Annotated in this window: 14 protein-coding genes; all 14 read right to left on the reverse strand. The window is 49.9% G+C overall.

Features of this window, described 5'->3' with window-relative positions; all coding sequences use genetic code 11:
* Positions 1–34 precede the first annotated feature (34 nt).
* Positions 35–1393, reverse strand: a complete 1359-nt coding sequence (gene lpdA / locus HMPREF0636_RS06980) for a dihydrolipoyl dehydrogenase (RefSeq protein ID WP_044169404.1) — start codon at positions 1391–1393, stop codon at positions 35–37.
* Between the two features lie 270 nt (positions 1394–1663).
* Complete coding sequence (locus HMPREF0636_RS06985; protein ID WP_044169406.1) at positions 1664–2749, reverse strand: mannose-1-phosphate guanylyltransferase; 1086 nt, start codon at positions 2747–2749, stop codon at positions 1664–1666.
* Between the two features lie 415 nt (positions 2750–3164).
* The gene (locus HMPREF0636_RS06990) at positions 3165–4070 is read right to left on the reverse strand and encodes a DUF8429 coiled-coil domain-containing protein (protein ID WP_044169408.1); all 906 of its coding nucleotides are present in this window, start codon (positions 4068–4070) and stop codon (positions 3165–3167) included.
* A 6-nt stretch (positions 4071–4076) separates the two neighbouring features.
* Positions 4077–4742 carry a DUF3256 family protein gene (locus HMPREF0636_RS06995; protein ID WP_044169410.1) on the reverse strand — a complete coding sequence of 222 codons (666 nt, stop codon included), beginning with the start codon at positions 4740–4742 and terminating at the stop codon, positions 4077–4079.
* 15 nt (positions 4743–4757) lie between these two features.
* Complete coding sequence (gene kdsA / locus HMPREF0636_RS07000; protein ID WP_044169411.1) at positions 4758–5558, reverse strand: 3-deoxy-8-phosphooctulonate synthase; 801 nt, start codon at positions 5556–5558, stop codon at positions 4758–4760.
* Positions 5559–5571: 13 nt separating this feature from the next.
* Positions 5572–6507, reverse strand: a complete 936-nt coding sequence (gene miaA, locus HMPREF0636_RS07005; protein ID WP_044169413.1) for a tRNA (adenosine(37)-N6)-dimethylallyltransferase MiaA — start codon at positions 6505–6507, stop codon at positions 5572–5574.
* Positions 6504–8000: an IMP dehydrogenase gene (locus tag HMPREF0636_RS07010; RefSeq protein WP_044169414.1), complete on the reverse strand. Its 1497-nt coding sequence runs from the start codon at positions 7998–8000 to the stop codon at positions 6504–6506. Before HMPREF0636_RS07010 ends, miaA begins: the two co-directional genes overlap by 4 nt.
* Positions 8001–8028: 28 nt before the next feature.
* Positions 8029–9249, reverse strand: coding sequence for a bifunctional 3,4-dihydroxy-2-butanone-4-phosphate synthase/GTP cyclohydrolase II (locus HMPREF0636_RS07015; protein WP_005468741.1), 1221 nt, complete (start codon positions 9247–9249; stop codon positions 8029–8031).
* A gap of 39 nt (positions 9250–9288) precedes the next feature.
* Positions 9289–11319 (reverse strand): LptF/LptG family permease, encoded by a 2031-nt coding sequence (locus HMPREF0636_RS07020; protein ID WP_044169418.1) that lies wholly within the window; start codon positions 11317–11319, stop codon positions 9289–9291.
* Between the two features lie 351 nt (positions 11320–11670).
* The gene (locus HMPREF0636_RS07025) at positions 11671–12408 is read right to left on the reverse strand and encodes a glycosyltransferase family 2 protein (protein ID WP_044169420.1); all 738 of its coding nucleotides are present in this window, start codon (positions 12406–12408) and stop codon (positions 11671–11673) included.
* Complete coding sequence (locus HMPREF0636_RS07030) at positions 12405–13586, reverse strand: glycosyltransferase (RefSeq protein ID WP_248616897.1); 1182 nt, start codon at positions 13584–13586, stop codon at positions 12405–12407. Before HMPREF0636_RS07030 ends, HMPREF0636_RS07025 begins: the two co-directional genes overlap by 4 nt.
* Positions 13587–13774: 188 nt before the next feature.
* Positions 13775–15295: a lipopolysaccharide biosynthesis protein gene (locus tag HMPREF0636_RS07035; RefSeq protein ID WP_044169422.1), complete on the reverse strand. Its 1521-nt coding sequence runs from the start codon at positions 15293–15295 to the stop codon at positions 13775–13777.
* A gap of 3 nt (positions 15296–15298) precedes the next feature.
* On the reverse strand, positions 15299–16420 hold the full coding sequence (gene aroC / locus HMPREF0636_RS07040; protein ID WP_044169424.1) for a chorismate synthase: 1122 nt from the start codon (positions 16418–16420) through the stop codon (positions 15299–15301).
* 73 nt (positions 16421–16493) lie between these two features.
* Positions 16494–17072, reverse strand: coding sequence for an FKBP-type peptidyl-prolyl cis-trans isomerase (locus HMPREF0636_RS07045; protein WP_044169553.1), 579 nt, complete (start codon positions 17070–17072; stop codon positions 16494–16496).
* Positions 17073–17084 lie beyond the last annotated feature (12 nt).

A 17084-nucleotide genomic window follows, 5' to 3' on the forward strand; every position in this document is an offset into this window, starting at 1 on the left:
TATATAATCTGTCTAGTTTGTTCCTCGATCTAGTCTAGGAGAAGAGCACCTCATGTATGATCTCCCCAACAGTTGGGTGAGGGAAGACATGGCGACGAAACTCTTCTACGCTCGTACCATCTGCTATGGCAATACCTGCCAAAAGGATCAGTTCGGAGGCTGGGTTACCTAGGATATGACAACCAAGGATGGTCTCATTCTCATCTACGAGTATCTTGCACAATCCTCCAGCCTTCTCATGCTCCACGACATAGCGACCGGCATAGGCCATCGGGAGCTTTAGCACGCGATAATAGCGTCCCTCTGCTTTTAGCTGCTCTTCTGTAGCCCCTACACCAGCTATCTCGGGATGGGTATAGACCACACCTGGGATGGCATCATAGCGCATGGGGTCGTCCTCCGTACCTACTATGTGATTAATTGCTACCTCACCCTCACGGATAGCGGTGTGAGCAAGGAGGGAGAAGCCCGTAATGTCCCCCGCTGCATACACTCTAGGATGAGAGGTCTGCATGTAGCGGTTTACGACAACTGCAGAGCGGTTCATCTCGATACCGAGTGTCTCTAGTCCGAGTCCATCGGTCTCAGGCTTACGCCCAACACTAAGTAGGACTTGTGACGCAGGCAATAGCTCGGTCTTCCCGTTCTTTGCCTCTATGGTTACCCCTTCCTTAGAGACGCTGACCACCTTTGCTCCTAGATGGAACTTTACCCCACGGCTTGCGTATTCTTTGCGGAGCATTGCAGAGGTCTCCTTGTCCATTGCTCCTAGGATTTCAGGTGCCATCTCTACTACTTGCACGGGAACCCCCAGTGATGAGTAGATACCTGCGAACTCCATACCGATGACACCACCACCTATAATCGTGATATCCTGAGGAAGTGTCTTAGCTGCAAGAGCCTCTCGGCTCGTCCAGTAGGCTACTTCACTAAGCCTAGGGATGGGGGGAATAACGGTTGAGCTCCCTGTGGCAAGAAGGACAAAGCTCACAAGGTACGTTTCCTTCCCTGCCCGAATACGGATTACCTCTCCCTCCTCACCATCGAGGAGTGCTGTCTCATTGACAACAGTCACGCCTGCGCTCTTGAGCTTATAGGCTACACCCGAGGTTAGGGTCTTGACAACTTTATCCTTACGGGAGGCTATCTCGGCATAGCTCGCGGAGACTGCTCCCTCAATGTGAATACCGAAGGCTTTGCTTTCTCGTATTTCGTCGAGGAGGTTCGCTGAGTGTAGGAGTGTCTTTGTGGGAATACACCCTTCGTTGAGGCACACACCACCGAGGGTATTGTGCTCGAAGAGTACGACCTTCAGGCCATTAGCAGTGGCATTTGCTGCTGCATTATATCCAGCTGGCCCGCCACCGATGATTGCTATATCGTAGTTGCTCATATTAAAAATCCCTTGGTCTGTCTATATACAAACATTCACCAAAGGTATAGTATTTTCCTCAAAGAGCAACTATTAACTTGTGAAATATATAGTATATACGTATAGCCAACCCGACACACAATCAGTCGACTCATCACCTAGGATGAGCCGACTGATTAATAGTGCGAGCGCATTAGTACAGAGGGTGAGTGAGTATACACACTTGCTCTACCCTCTAAGCCGGAAGTACGAAGAGTCGGACAACCGTCGTAGTGAGAGAAGAGGGGGAAGTTAGTCGTAACGTTTGTCAAAGCGGAGTGAAGCCTCAGCCATGAACTCCTTAATGCGTTGCTCCTCTCCTCGCTTACAGATCAGTAGTACACCATTGCTCTGGGAGATGATGCAGTCATTGATACCTTGTACAACGACCAGCTGGTCGCCCTCGCCATCCATGGAGATGATGTTCCCCTCAGCCTCATAGAAGAGCGCCTCGGTGTGTAATGCTACGTTAGCCTTGTCCTCTGCCTTCTTCAGGTCATAGAGTGATCCCCATGTACCGAGGTCTGCCCAACCGAAATCTACGGGTAGGACCATCACATTGTCAGCCTTCTCTAGCACAGCATAGTCGATGGAAATGTTAGGGCACTGAGAGAAGATTGCCCCTACATGTTGCTGCTCTTCGCTCTGAGCGTAGTGTCCATTTACCTCATCGAGGATTGACGTCAGAGAGGGAAGGTAGCGATGGAAGGCATCAAGTATCGTCTGCACATTCCACGCAAACATGCCACTATTCCAGAGAAATTCGCCACTCTCGAGGAAGACCTTTGCCATCTCTAGATTGGGCTTCTCCGTGAAGGTCTTGACCTGGACAAAGCCACCCTCTGTCTCACCCGTTATTTGAATGTATCCATAGCCCGTTTCTGGGCGAGAGGGGCGCACACCGAGGGTCACGAGCTGAGGATGCTGTGCCACGAAGGCGAGTGCTTGCTTGATAGCCTCCTCGAATACATCTTCCTGCAGGATGAGATGATCCGCAGGGGTTACGATGATGTTTGCCTTGGGGTTCTTCGCCTGGATGTGGTAGGTGGCCCAGCCGATGCAGGGTGCTGTGTTTCGGCGCATGGGCTCGAGGAGTAGCTGACTAGGCTGTAGCTCAGGGAGCTGCTCTAATACAAGGTCTCTGTAGGTAGCGTTGGTTACGATGACAAAGTTTTCCTTAGGTATTACCTTCGAGAAGCGATCGAAGGTCATTTGAAGCAGAGAGCGTCCCGTACCGAAGATATCTAGGAATTGTTTGGGTTTGCTCTCCCTACTATAGGGCCAGAAGCGACTACCGACACCTCCACCCATGATGACGCAATAGTTGTCTATATGCATAGTTATATCATTTAACTATCCGTGAACAGGACTTGTGTAGCAAAAGTAGGTAATATAACTGACATCCCCTAGGGTTTCCCTCTTTGAAGCAAAATTATACCGCCAGAAGAGTTGCCACGAGCAAATCATACCAATACCCATCTTGTTGATCAACCTCTTATTACCCCGAAGGTGACTTAGTTTCTACTCATGGCTTCCTTTTGACACCCACGAGTGGGTTACCCTCGACACCCACCCGTGGGTTCCCTTAGTTATGTACTCGTGCATTCCCTCGGATACCCACGAGTGGGTACCAAAAAGAAGGCATGAAGGGATGCTTGTGGGAGAGAATTGACCAGCTATCTAGGTCAGTAAAATACCCCTCTCTCCACACTGTCTATGGGGAGGGAGGGGATATTATGTATTGAGAGAATAGCTATAGAGAGAAAGAGGCCGAGCCAATCAAGTTGCCATCAGCAAAGATACGTAGCTGGTACGTCCCACTCTGTAGGCTTTCTTCGACAGGCCAATACATAACGAGAGGAGTCTCCTCTCCGTTATACTCTATCTCTCGACGAATCGAGTAGGGGATCTGCTTCCCCTCAAAGGCGAATGTCCCTGCACCAGCCTTCACCAGCAGCTCATCGTTGGGCTGGGTAATGCGACAGTAGAAGGTCTTCTCTCCAACCTCAGCTGTTACGTTCTTTGAGATGGTGAAGCGTATCTGTAGGTTTACGACCTTAGAAAGGCTCTTGGTGTGCTTACCTCGTTTGTCAATTGGGGTGACACTTATCGCTGTAGCATCGAGCTTGGCAGCGAGCTTTACACGATCAGAGAGATGTGCCTTTTCGTTAGAGAGCTGTTGCGCTTGGCTAGTTACACGATTATAATTCTCTTTGACTTCGGTGTTCTCAGCTCTTAGTCGCTCATTAGTGGCCTGTAGCGAGTCAATCTGTACGACGTAGGTACGTAGTACGTTACGTAGGGTGGTGACCTCACGACTGAGCTGATCGATGCGCTTTGCGCTGGTTGCTTTGCTCGCCTTCAGCTCCTTCTGTAGCTGCTCTACCTTAGCACGCTCAGCGAGGATCTGACTGATGAGAGAGTCGGTCGCTAAGGAGAACTTCTGTTCACCTTGACCAGCTGAGAGCTTCTTGTACTGTATATCGTATTCGGCAGCGAGCTTGGTGAGCTCCTCCTCCATGATATCACGCTGTTGATTGACCAGCACTGCCTTCTCCTCCTCGAGCTCTGTACGCTGAGAGCGGAGGATGAAGATGAACCCGATAACGAGGGCTACGATGACCGCTAGGGCAGCGATGAGTACATGCTTGGTTTTCATCTATAATTATTCTTTGGTGAGGGTAAAGGGTGTGAAGGTTGAGCCATTCCAGTGCGACACGAAGCGAGGAAGCCTTTGAAGGAGACTTTCCAATGCCTTATCCGTCTCATCTTCATCCCTCAGTGGGGGAAGAAGTTCCGCATAGAGGTTCGTACCTTCATTGTGCCATGAAAGAGCAAGGGGGAGCGGCGTGAGGAGCTCCAAGAACCGGTAGCCTGCTGAAGTCTTCGGGATGTCAAGCCCCGAGAGAAATTCAGCTCTACTCGGAGTCGAGATGGATGGGTAAGAAAGCTTCTCACCATCTGTACTGTAGAAGCTAAGACGAGAGTCCGTAGTTAGCCCCTCTCCTCTGATTATCTCAATGAGCCCCACTATGTATGATCCATCCTTACGCTGTAAGAGTTGCAGATCACTCCTCCCGACCTCACTTGTCTCAATCGTTAGGCAGGTCTCATTAGCTCGAGTAAGACGTATTCCCTCTCCCAGATCTAAAGGAAGTAGTAGCGTGCTATCACGCAACGAAGAGGCTATGACCAATTGAGATTGCTCAGTCAGTATATCCATCCTGAGGAACGCCTTAATAAGGTGCTCCGAGACAAGCTGTGCATGTAGGGAGAGTAGGGGAGTCCCAAGGAGGATGAGGGTCAGAATACCCTTTAGGTAGCTTCTCATATCTATATATGCTCTCTAGAGTGCCATCCTTAGGCGAGTGAGCCGCTCAAGAAGTCCTTCAAAGAGATCTAGCGGGAGCATATTTGCCCCATCACTCTTCGCAACGGATGGATTAGGATGCGTCTCGAAAAAGAGACCATCAGCACCTACTGCCACTGCAGCCTTAGCTATCGTCTCAATGAGGGCAGGCTTCCCCCCCGTCACTCCACTAGCTTGGTTCGGACGCTGGAGAGAATGAGTGACGTCCATGACGACCGGGAACCCCGTGCTACGCATCGCTGGTATATTGGTGAAGTCCACTATAAGGTCAGAGTAGCCAAAGCTATTGCCTCGCTCTGTGAGGATGACTTGCTCGTTACCGCATTCAGTAACCTTATGCGCTGCATGCTCCATACCCGAGGCAGATAGGAATTGCCCCTTCTTGATGTTTACAATCTTACCCGTCCTCGCTGCAGCAGCAATCAGGTCTGTCTGACGACAAAGGAAGGCTGGTATCTGAAGGATATCAACGTACTCGGCAGCCATCTCTGCTTCCCTTGTCTCATGAATATCCGTCACCACTGGTACATCAAACGCCTCTCGTACACGGCGTAGGATACGTAGCGCCTTCTCGTCACCGATACCTGTGAAGCTGTCCACCCGAGAGCGGTTAGCCTTGCGGTATGACCCTTTGAAGATATAGGGTATACCGAGGCGAGACGTAATCTCTACAACACGCTCCGCGATGAAGAGAGGGGTATCCTCGTCTTCTATTGCACAGGGACCAGCCATTAGGAAAAAGTTCGGCCCTTTCGTTAGGTCTTTGTATGTAATCATACTCCTTATGTTTCTAGTGTCTACTTTGCTCCCACTCTTTGAAGTAGTCTAGGGAGACTGCCACTTTCTCCTCCATTGGGAGCAGGGCATCTATATAATGCAGAGTAAATCCCCTACGCTCCATACCTCGAAACCAGGTCATCTGACGCTTAGCAAACTGATGGATAGCAATCTCAAGTAATGTGAACATCTCCTCATAGTTGAGTTCTCCTAGGACATAGCGTGTGATAAACTTATACTCCAATCCATAGTAGATAAGAGCCTCGGGGGTAACTCCAGAGGCAAGCAATCCCTCTATCTCACCGATCATATCTTCCTTCTCTAACCGCTCCTTGAGACGAGCTGTAATACGGCTACGCCGTGCCTCTCGAGGTAGATCCAAGCATAAGATGACACTATCAATTGGGGGATACTCTGTATAGTCAATGCCTGAGGCTCGCTGTGCTTGAATGTAGTCCGCTATCTCAATCGCACGGATTGCACGCTGTGGGGAGTCCAGGTCTGTCTTATTATGCAACGGACCGTAACTAGTAAGGAGCTGCTGTAGTTCGTCAATGCCCTTACCCTGCAACCTCTGCCTCAGGGCCTCGTTTGGTGGTACATCGGGCAGATTGTAGCCTCGAAGTACAGCCTCTGCGTATAGCCCCGTCCCCCCACATAGGATTGGGTAACGTACCCCTCTACTCTTAATTGCTCCATAGGCCTCATGGAAGGCGCGTTGCCAAGCAAAAAGGCTATAACGCTCCCCAGCTGGGACAAGGTCAATGAGGTGAAAGGGTATGCTATTACCCTCGACTGTGTACTCCCCGAGATCCTTCCCTGTGCCTATGTCCATTCCTTGATAGACCTGACGAGAGTCAGCACTTAGGATCTCTCCACCTAGGCGATGAGCCAGACAGACGGCAAGAGAAGTCTTCCCTGAGGCTGTGGGGCCGAGGACAGTAATCATCCTCTATCCTTCAGGATCACATCATGTGCTCCACCCTCAACAATGGAGGTACTTGAGACTAGAGTAATCTTTGCTGTGCGCTGGAGCTCCTCGATAGTGATAGCCCCACAGCTACACATCGTAGCTTTCATCTTTCCTAGGGTGATAGCTAGATTATCCTTGAGTTTACCGGCATAAGGTACATAGCTATCCACACCTTCCTCAAACTTCAACCCATCACTACCACCACTATCATATCGCTGCCAGTTCTGCGCACGATTAGAGCCTTCACCCCAATACTCCTTGACGATATTGTTCCCTATCTTGAGCTTACGTGTAGGGGACTCATCAAAGCGAGCAAAGTACCTCCCCATCATAAGGAAATCTGCCCCCATAGCTAGGGCAAGTGTCATGTGGTAGTCGTGAACTAGCCCCCCATCGCTACAGATAGGAATGTAGATACCATGCTGCTGGAAGTAACGGTCACGTGCCTGAGCCACATCAATAATAGCCGTAGCCTGCCCACGACCAATACCCTTCTGCTCTCGGGTGATACATATTGATCCTCCGCCGATACCTACCTTTATGAAGTCTGCTCCCGCATCAGCTAGGTAGCGGAACCCCTCTTCATCCACAACGTTCCCTGCCCCTACAAGGACTTGATCACCATAGTTCTCTTTGATCCATCGCAAGGTATCATACTGCCATTCGGAATAGCCATCCGAAGAGTCTATACATAGCACATCAGCACCTGCTTCGATAAGGGCAGGCACACGCTCTTTGAAGTCACGAGTATTGATTCCTGCTCCTACGAGTAGCTCCTTCGTTGCCTTATTTGACAACTCCACAGGATTGTCCTTGTGTGCATCGTAGTCCTTTCGGAAAACGAGGTAGACTAAACAATCATTCTCGTCAATGATTGGGAGGGTATTGAGCTTATGCTCCCATATAATATTATTGGCCTCCTTCAGTGTAATACCCAGACGTCCAACTTTGAGCTTTTCAAATGGAGTCATGAAGTCCTTGACTAAGGCATCATCGGGAGTTGTACCTAGCCTATAATCTCGACTCGTGACGATACCTAGTAGGCGACCATTGGGCGAGCCATCCCCTGTTACTCCAATTGTAGAATGACCCGTACGCTGACGTAAGAGAAGCACATCTCTCAATGTGGCATCGGGACGGATATTTGAGTCACTGGATACGAACCCAGCCTTGAACTTCTTGACTCGGCGTACCATCTCTGCCTGTTCAGCGATGGGCTGAGAGCCAAAGATGAAAGATAGCCCACCATTGCGAGCAAGCTCTATAGCAAGTGTGTCATTAGAAACAGACTGCATGATAGCCGACACAAAGGGTATATTGAGCTGAATGCGTGCCTTCTCCCCTCGAGCAAAGCGCGCAAGAGGAGTTACTAGGGAGACATTCTGTGGAGTGCATGCACGAGTAGTGAGCCCAGGGATCAGTAGATACTCTCCGAAGGTACGTGATACTTCATTTACGAAGATAGCCATGACGTATTATAGATTGGTAGGTGAATGATTATTTCTTAACGTGGTGTAGGATGTGTCCCATCCGTTCCTTCTTCGTTTGCATGTAGAAGGCATTGTACTCATTGGGCTGAATCTCCAATGGTATCGTCTCTACCACCTCTAGACCATAGCCCTCGAGTCCAACACGCTTAATAGGGTTATTGGACATCAGCTTCATTTGCTGGACACCGAGCTGCTGGAGTATCTGAGCACCCACCCCGTAGTCTCTTTCGTCAGCCTTATGCCCGAGGTGCAAGTTCGCATCTACAGTGTCAAGCCCTTCTTCCTGTAGCTTATAAGCTCGGATTTTGTCCATGAGTCCAATCCCACGACCTTCTTGATTCAGGTAGACGATGACACCACGCCCCTCTTCCTCGATGAGTTGCATAGCCTTATGGAGCTGTTCTCCACACTCGCAACGCATAGAGCCGAAGATATCTCCCGTAGCACAGCTTGAATGAACACGCACGAGTACAGGGGCTCCGTTGGATATATCTCCTTTGAAGAGTACGATATGCTCTAGACCATTGCTCTTTTGTCTAAAGGGGATGAGGCGGAATTGCCCCCACTGAGTAGGCATCATCACCTCTTCACCTCGCTCTACGATGCTCTCCGTGCGCAGGCGATAGGCAATGAGATCCTTGATTGTGATAATCTTAAGGGAGAATCGCTGAGCTACCTCCCAGAGCTGAGGGAGGCGCGCCATTGTACCATCCTCATTAATGATTTCAATAAGAGCTGCTGCTGGCTGTAGCCCTGAGAGGCGCGCCAAGTCTACCGCAGCCTCTGTATGACCTGCACGTCGGAGGACACCCTTGCTCCTTGCTCTGAGAGGACAGATATGCCCTGGGCGTCCGAGGTCACTTGGTTTCGTGCTAGGGTCTGCCAGCGCCAGAATAGTCTGGCATCGGTCGTACATCGAGACACCTGTCGTACACCCATTGCCTAACCTATCTACGGTCACGGTGAAGGGAGTCTCATGCACAGAAGTATTGTTTGGTACTTGCATCTCGAGCTCGAGCTCCCGTGCTCGCTCCTCGGTGATAGGGGCACAGAGTACACCACGCCCGTATCGCATCATGAAGTTAATCTTCTCTGGGGTGACCTTCTCGGCAGCGATGATGAAGTCCCCTTCATTCTCACGGTCTTCATCATCGACGACAATGACAAACTCTCCATTACGAAAGTCCTCGAGAGCTTCCTCGATCGTATTCAGCTTGATTTCGCTCATACTCGTATTCTTAATTACAGCCTACCACCTCGGTACTCATTAGCTGAGGTTAGGCTGTAGTTGATTAGCATATATAGGGTTTGTTTCGTCTGTTTGATTCTCTTGTTCATTCTCTTGTTCTCGTGTCCCTTTTTGGATTGACATAACTTCCTCTTGGAGTGCAAGGAGAGTCCTCTTTGTTGTCTCTAGATCGCCGAGCAAATGCTTCCTCAAACGACTAAAGTAGAGGGTCATCGGGATGGAATAGGGTAGGATGAAGGACATGATCCATCCATACTTACTCTGCTCTGGGAGTAGCGGTGAGAAGTGCTTGGGTAGTAGCGGTAAGTCCTTTAGCTTAGATACCAAGAGGCGACTAGTAGAGTGGCGTAGGCTCTCAACGAGGTCATCTAGAGCTGTGGATAGATCTCTGAGCTTCGCTTGGTCACTCGCGTTACTCCAAACACGTATGATAGGACTCTGGAAGAGGGGAGAGGTACGTAGCGTCTCTGTTTGCTCTAGTAGAGTACCGAGATCTAGAGTGGCCTGTTTGTAGTCTACCTCTTCGATTGACACCTCTTGATATTCCACATTACGTACGCCTCGATAACCGAAGAGTTTGCGGAAGAACATTACGTACGCCTCAGCATTAAGTGAAGACGAATCTTGGTTGGACTTGTAGGTCAAGAAGAGCCCAACAGGGAGAAGGACTAGGTTACTCAGCCACATACCTAGCCAAACAGGGATTGTTTCGCTGCGTAGCATATTGTCTCCAAAGGATTCGATCGTATAGTACACGACAAAGAAGAAGATGGAGACAATGACAGGCATCCCAATTCCCCCACGGCGCACAATCGCTCCTAGTGGAGCTCCGATAAGGAAGAAGATGAGACAGGCCACTGATGCCGTGAACTTACGATGCCACTCTTGGCTATAGGTGCGGAAGTAGTAGAAGGAATTATCATCCTCGTCCTTTGCGAAGGAGGCTTGATTCTTCGTGCGCTCGAGGGTAGATACCGCAGCCTGTATAACACGAAGGCTATCCGTAGCAGAGGATAGGATCAGTAGACTATCCCCGTTAGCTTTCTCATGAGGCTTAGCCTCCTGTATGCGTAGTGAGAGTGCGGTCAGCTCCTCACGTTGCTTGATGAAGGTGGCAGTGTCTGTTATGCCGTAGGCGAACGACTGGTAGTGTGTCGAGAGCAGGTCTCGGTCTATGCCGTCTGTGATGACTGCACGTGCACTATCGAGGAGTCGTGCTGTGGAGTCGATCGAGTAATTCAGTTGGCTCAGGTTTTTTGAGATATATAACCCTCCGAGCTGTTTCTCGTCTTGGTAGTTGATATTCGTGTTATGCGCAATGAAGGTCTCACTATAGGTGAAGCGGGGGAGCATGTAGGGGATGGGCTCTTCGGAGGTATTGTAGGACTGTGCACGGAGATTCTCGTAGCTCTGACCGTTATAGAGCTTTAGCACGAGGAAGGTCTTGCTTTTGTCCATGACTAGACGCCCGGAGTCTGCTCGGATGATACGTGGGTTTAAGTAACCACGACTCATATCGTAGACCATCAGCTGCTCCATACGACCCGAGGGATCACGGTGCTGGGCATAGAGGCTATAGCCTGGGATACCCGTGTAGAAGACACCCTCTGTAATCTCCATCTCTGGTGCTGCATACTTAGCAGAAAGCACAAGCGTCCACATGCGTACCTGAGCTTGGATCATCCAATCATTTTGGAACTGGAAGAGCAAGATCGACATCACCCCAATCAAGAGAAAAAGGGGGCGCATAATGCGATAGAGTGGAAAACCTGAGGCTTTCAAGGCAAGGAGCTCCAGTCGCTCCCCAAGGTTACCAAAGGTCATCAACGATGCCAGAAGGATACCCAGCGGTAGAGACATCGGTATGAATGACATCGCAGCATAGAAGATGATCTTGCACAGGACGAAGACACCGAGACCCTTCCCCACCAACTCATCCACATAGCGCCAGAGGAACTGCATGACCACGATGAACCAGCATACCGAGAAGCTCATCGCAAAGAGCGGTAAGAAGGTCTTTAATACAAATCTATCTACGATCTTGAACACGTCTTCTGTCTCCGTTTTACTGTGACAAATATACGCTTTTTAGGGCTTACTAAATGTGGTGATGAAGCGCTAAGGTGTTTAGCCACGCACACCCCTCAGTGTCCCCCAACTATACCCACCCCCTCCAGCCCACAGTCATCGAAAAAAAGACCCCACCCGTCGGCCTTCTTTAATACCCACTCGTGGGTACCAAGTGCAACCCACTCGTGGGTATTAAAGAAGATGCACGAGTGGGTATCAAAAGAACCCCACGAGTGGGTACTAAAAGGAGGCAAGAAGTGAGGTCTGAAGAAATAGAAAAGGTTGCTTCCTCCTTGTCCTTTACTCCCCAATCTTCCTTACACCTTCTTATTAGCGGTGACGGACAAAAAGGAAGCGAAGATGACGCCAAAGGGTGGCGAAGAGACCATAATGCTCCGACATCACCTCAAAACGCTCGATGAGTGAGGCTCGATGGTTGGCTGTCGTCGCCCCTTCGTTCAGGTAGAGTGCAATAGGACGAGGTATGAAGGTACATTCTTTGGCGACTTTCAGACAGCGGATACACCAATCAACATCTGACGAGAAACGGTAACGGAGGTTATACTTCGGGGCTATGGCTCGGCGTACGATGAAGGCTTGGTGGCAGACAAGCATTCCATCCCGAAAGCTCTCCCAAGTGAGGCTATGAGGAGGGCGTAAACGACGTAACCCCAAATCTCTACCCTCACTATCAATGAGTCGTGTATCGCCATAGATTATATCAGGGCGAGCTCCATTGAGGCACGCCTCCCCTACGATCTCTTCAACTGTTGTGGGGGAGGGTAATGCATCGCCAGCATTTATGAACCAGATGTAATCCCCCGTAGCATGGCTTAACCCTTTATTCATGGCATCATAGATTCCTTGGTCTCGCTCACTATGGACGAGAGCTCGAGGAGCAAGTGTGCGTACTAAATCAAGCGTATTGTCTCTAGAGGCTCCATCTATGACCAAATACTCCAAATCATCGTAGGTCTGCGCCTGGATGCTCCGTAGAGTGCGAGAGATGGTGTGGCTAGCGTTGTAACAGATGGTAATGATAGAGATACGGGGAAGGTGGGTATTCATTGTTTTGCTTCAGGCTGGGTAGGGTGGGTGAGTGCATACTCGTAGAGCGACAAGAGCTGTAATGCGATGGTCTTAGCTCCAAAAGACTGAACACTAGCTTGGCAGGTCTCTTTGGTGAAAGCACCAGCTTCTCTCTGACTGAGGAGCAGAAGTAGCCTCTGGGCATAGAGCTCAGCGTCAAAGGCAGGGATCAGGTAGCCATTGACGCCATCGACCACGATGTCCTCTGGTCCACCACAAGCGAATGCCATCGCAGCCGCACCAGAGGCAAGCCCCTCGACCAGTGTCTGCCCTTGTGTCTCGTAGATGCTCGTAGAGAGGACGACAGAGGATAGATTATAGAGCGTGATGAGTTGATGACGGTCTTGGATAGCACCAAGGGGAAGAGTCTGAATGGGGAAATCAGCAAAGGTCTCCTTGTTCTTGATATTCCCTACGAGTAGCAGACAAAGTTCTTCTGCTCGCTCAGGTGACTGGGTTTTAATCTCTTCGCAGACCTGTCTCAGCAGATGCGCCCCCTTCACCTCATCATCCAACCGAGCAGCAACAAACACGAGATAATGTTTGACCTTAGGAGAGTACCACTGTGGGTATTCATTTCTCGTTGTCACCCAAGGGGAGAAGAGGCTCAAGTCAATAGGATTAGGCAAGACGAAGGGTTTCATGCGTCCCTTCATCAAGTAGCTTTCCTCGAAGAGTCTTGCCTCAGCTTGGCTCACCGCGATGTAACGGAAGGGTAGCTGAGCGAGGAAGCGCTTCTTTTGAAGTGTTTGGTGAGATAGGTCTTGCTCATCCTCACTCATGAGGAGGGGGCAACGACCACAGCCTAGCTCATAGCGAGAGCATAGCTTCCTGCCCATGGTACCGAATTCAAGGGGGAGGTGACAGATACCTGTAGCAACCCAGAGGTCATGTAGGGTCGAGAAGATTGGCTTACCAAGTCTAGCGAGGCGATGGAGCGATGGTAGGGAGAGAAAGCCCTGATTAATCCAATGCAGGTGCAATATATCCGCCCATTTAACCCAAGGATGATGACAGACATCGAAGCCAAAGCGTGCTGTCGATACACGGAATAGATTGCATCGTGACCGCCCGTTCTTTAGGTAAATCTCGGCTCGCTCAGCTAGGAAAAACGCTCTCCCTAATACCTTGAGGAGTGGAGGTCGAGCAACAGACATAACCGACGAGGAGTCTGTCCGTTGGTTTAGAACTAACATTCGTACCTCTACTTGTGGTATTTGCTCAAAGACCTCAAGCAACCTGCGGCATGCTTCGGCTGCCCCCCCTCCGGTGTCAGAGGTGGAGAGCATGAGGATGCGCAAGGGTCGATCATGTGTATGAGGCATGAGAGAGCAGAGAGTAGGGGTTACTTCCTAAATCGAGCAGGGAGCTTGCCTTCAAGCATGCCCATGAGTTCTGGTGTAATGCGCATCAGAAGCAGAAGAGCCACCAGTACCAAACCAATGAGTACCGAGCGGATGAAGAGATCAATCCATACGGAGGAGAAGGTAGGTAAGATGGTATTTGCTCCCCAGGCAAGAAGTGCGAGCGGCAGGAGTAGAAGCATGCGCCGAGAGAAGGGATGTATATGCATCTTCACACTCAATAGGAGTTGCTGTAAACCGTAGCTTATGATATTGGTTAGGAGCATTGCTAGCGCAGCTCCCATTGTCCCAAGCCATGGGATGAGGAAGAGCGTAGAGAGGAACGACATAAGGAGCACACAGCAGGTATAGTAGACGTTCCAGTGGTAATACTTGGAGGTGCTTACTACGGTATGGCTGCAGGTTAATGTCAGTTCTACAAGCTTTGCTAAACCCAAGAAGAAGAAGATCCACTTCCCTCCCTCAAACTGCTCCCCATTGGGCATAATACCGAAGATATTATCGATGTTTACCCAGATCATGATGAAGATGAGTAGTCCAGCAAGTAGCTGATAGAAGGCAACGAGCTTGTAGATATCTTCCACTCGCTCTGTATCTCCCTCTTTCGCTGCATCTGCTATCTTCGGAGCTGCGATACTTAGGATGGCACGCATCGGTATTTCTATGATTGACACCATATAGAAGGCCATTGTATAGACACCCGCAGAGGTTAGCCCCCCTTGGTCAATAAAGGCAACCATGAAGAGGTCCATACGCCCAGCGAGTGTGATCCCTACCGAGGTAAGAGTATAGAGGGCTGTATAGCGATAAAAACCTCGCCTTAGCTCTGGAGAGACATAGCTGGGATTATGCCTGAGGCTAAGAGGTGTAATCCTGCCTAGATATACGCCACTGGTGAGCATACAAATCCCAAAGCTACCAATGAACCCCCAGACCATCGTTGTGAAGTCAATATATCCAAAGGCATAAAGCAGATATACCGCTAGTTGCAACACACGGAGTAGCACCTCTTTGATTCCCTTCGGTACTGCGACCTTCATCAGCTGGTACGTATAGAGCTCGAAGATCGTCCACCCCATAGTGAAGAGAGTCAGCGGTATAATCGCATAGTAAAAGTCAGAGAGGAGCGGGCTATTCTTGCTGTAAAGAGCAATGAGAGGATCATGAGCAAGGACGTAGAGAGCAATCATGCTAAGAGCCCCAATACCTCCTACCGAGAGGACATAGAAAAGAAAGCCGTGGTTAGGCCCATCCTCTTTCTTATAGGGGTTAGAAGGACTATCCTTAAAGAACGGGAAGTAGCGACTAAGGGAATAGGTCATACCTAGCATCCCAAGCCCAGAGAGCTGGGTAGCCAACTCAGGTAGTAGTCGAGTGAGACCAATCTCCTCTGGGGTAAGGAACTTAGCTAAAATAAAGAAGGTCGTTAAGAAGCCTATCCCAACGCCTATATAGGTGACAACCGTCCCTAGGATACTCTCTTTCGCTGCAGGGCTTGGCATGAATTAGATTGAGTTACACTGAGAAGCACTTGCTTTACTCCCCAGAAGAGAAAGATAGAAGTCCGCGAGGGTGAGCGCCGTCATAGCCTCTACTACAGGAACAGCACGTAGAGCGATACAAGGGTCATGTCGCCCTTGTATTTCGAGCTGAATAGGTGTAGCCTGTGTTGTAACGGTCTGTTGTGCCTTGTGTATCGACGAGGTAGGTTTGAATGCTACTCTGAAAGTGAGATCTTCACCAGAGGTAATTCCTCCGAGAATCCCTCCTGAATGATTTGTCTTTGTGCGAATGTTATTGTCCCTAAGATAGAACTCATCTGAGACCTCTGAGCCCCTACACTTTGACATACGAAAGCCATCTCCAATCTCAAACCCCTTCACAGCATTGATGCTCATCATAGCCGAAGCCAACCGAGCAGAACATTTGTCATACAGTGGCTCACCAAGCCCAACGGGTAGCCCCACGACACGACAGCTAATAACGCCCCCTACACTGTCCCCCTCCTCTCTCATCTGCTCGATAATCTCTGCCATCTGCTCACTTAGAGCTTGATCTGGGCATGAGGGAATGTGATTTCTACTCGAGCGTAAATAATCTAAATACTCTGGTGTTGAGGGTTGATTCCAGAGGGTATCCTCTAGCTCGAGATGGCCAATCGATGAGATATAGGTGAAGATCTCTACCCCCATTGTTTTCAGCCACTCATAGGCGAGCGCACCTGCAGCCACGCGCACTGCAGTCTCTCGAGCAGAAGCTCTGCCCCCTCCCCTCACATCACGTACGCCATACTTCATGGCGTATGTATAGTCAGCATGTCCTGGGCGATAGACGTTCCTCAGGGCATCATAATCTTGGCTACGGAACCCTTCATTCTTGATAAGGAAGGTGATTGGAGTACCTAGAGTTACGCCTTCATGTATACCCGAGAGGATGTGTACATAATCCATCTCCTCTCGAATAGATGTGAGCCTCGATTTACCTGGGCGACGACGCTCTAGGGCATCCTCAATCACACTAGGATCAATAGCAAAGCCCGAGGGGAAGCCATCAAGTACCCCCCCGATTGCTTCCCCATGAGACTCACCAAAGGTAGTGAGCCGTAGCGTGCGCCCAAATGTATTCATCTGGTGATAAATAAAAGCACGGACACCCGTGGATTGATGCCACTTGGTATCCGTGCTTTGTGAGTCATCTTAATTAGTGGCAGCCACAGCAACCGCCACAGCCCTCATCTTCGTGGTTATGCTCATGCTCGTGGTCATGACCGCAACCACAACCACAACCTTCATGACCGCCAAAGAATTTCTCTACTTCCTCGGGTGTTGCCTCATGCACGTCTAGGACCTCTCCTACGAAGTGGAGCTCCTCACCTGCGAGTGGATGATTAAAGTCCATTACGACTACGCTATCCTTAATCTCAAGGACGCTCCCTCTCACAGTCTGCCCATCGGGTGTATAGAGCGGTAGGGTAGCCCCCTCTTGTACCATTGCGTCTAGATCTCCATTTTGGTCAAGGAAGATTTCACGGGGAAGCTCTTGAACAGCCTCGTCAACACGTGGGCCATAGGCTTCGTCTACTGATAGTGTGAAGTCGAACTTATCTCCAGCCTTTAGACCCAAGAGGTGCTTCTCAAACTCAGGAAGCATCATCCCCATACCCTGTATATACTCTAGTGGTTGCTCTGGGGTCGTAGCTTCCATGAGGATGCGCTCATCCCCACTCCCGACGTAGAGCTCATAGCCACATGCTACGAACTTATTAGGTGAAATAGTCATAATCGTTTCTTT

This window comes from Porphyromonas catoniae ATCC 51270 (assembly GCF_000565015.1).
Lineage (GTDB): Bacteria > Bacteroidota > Bacteroidia > Bacteroidales > Porphyromonadaceae > Porphyromonas > Porphyromonas catoniae.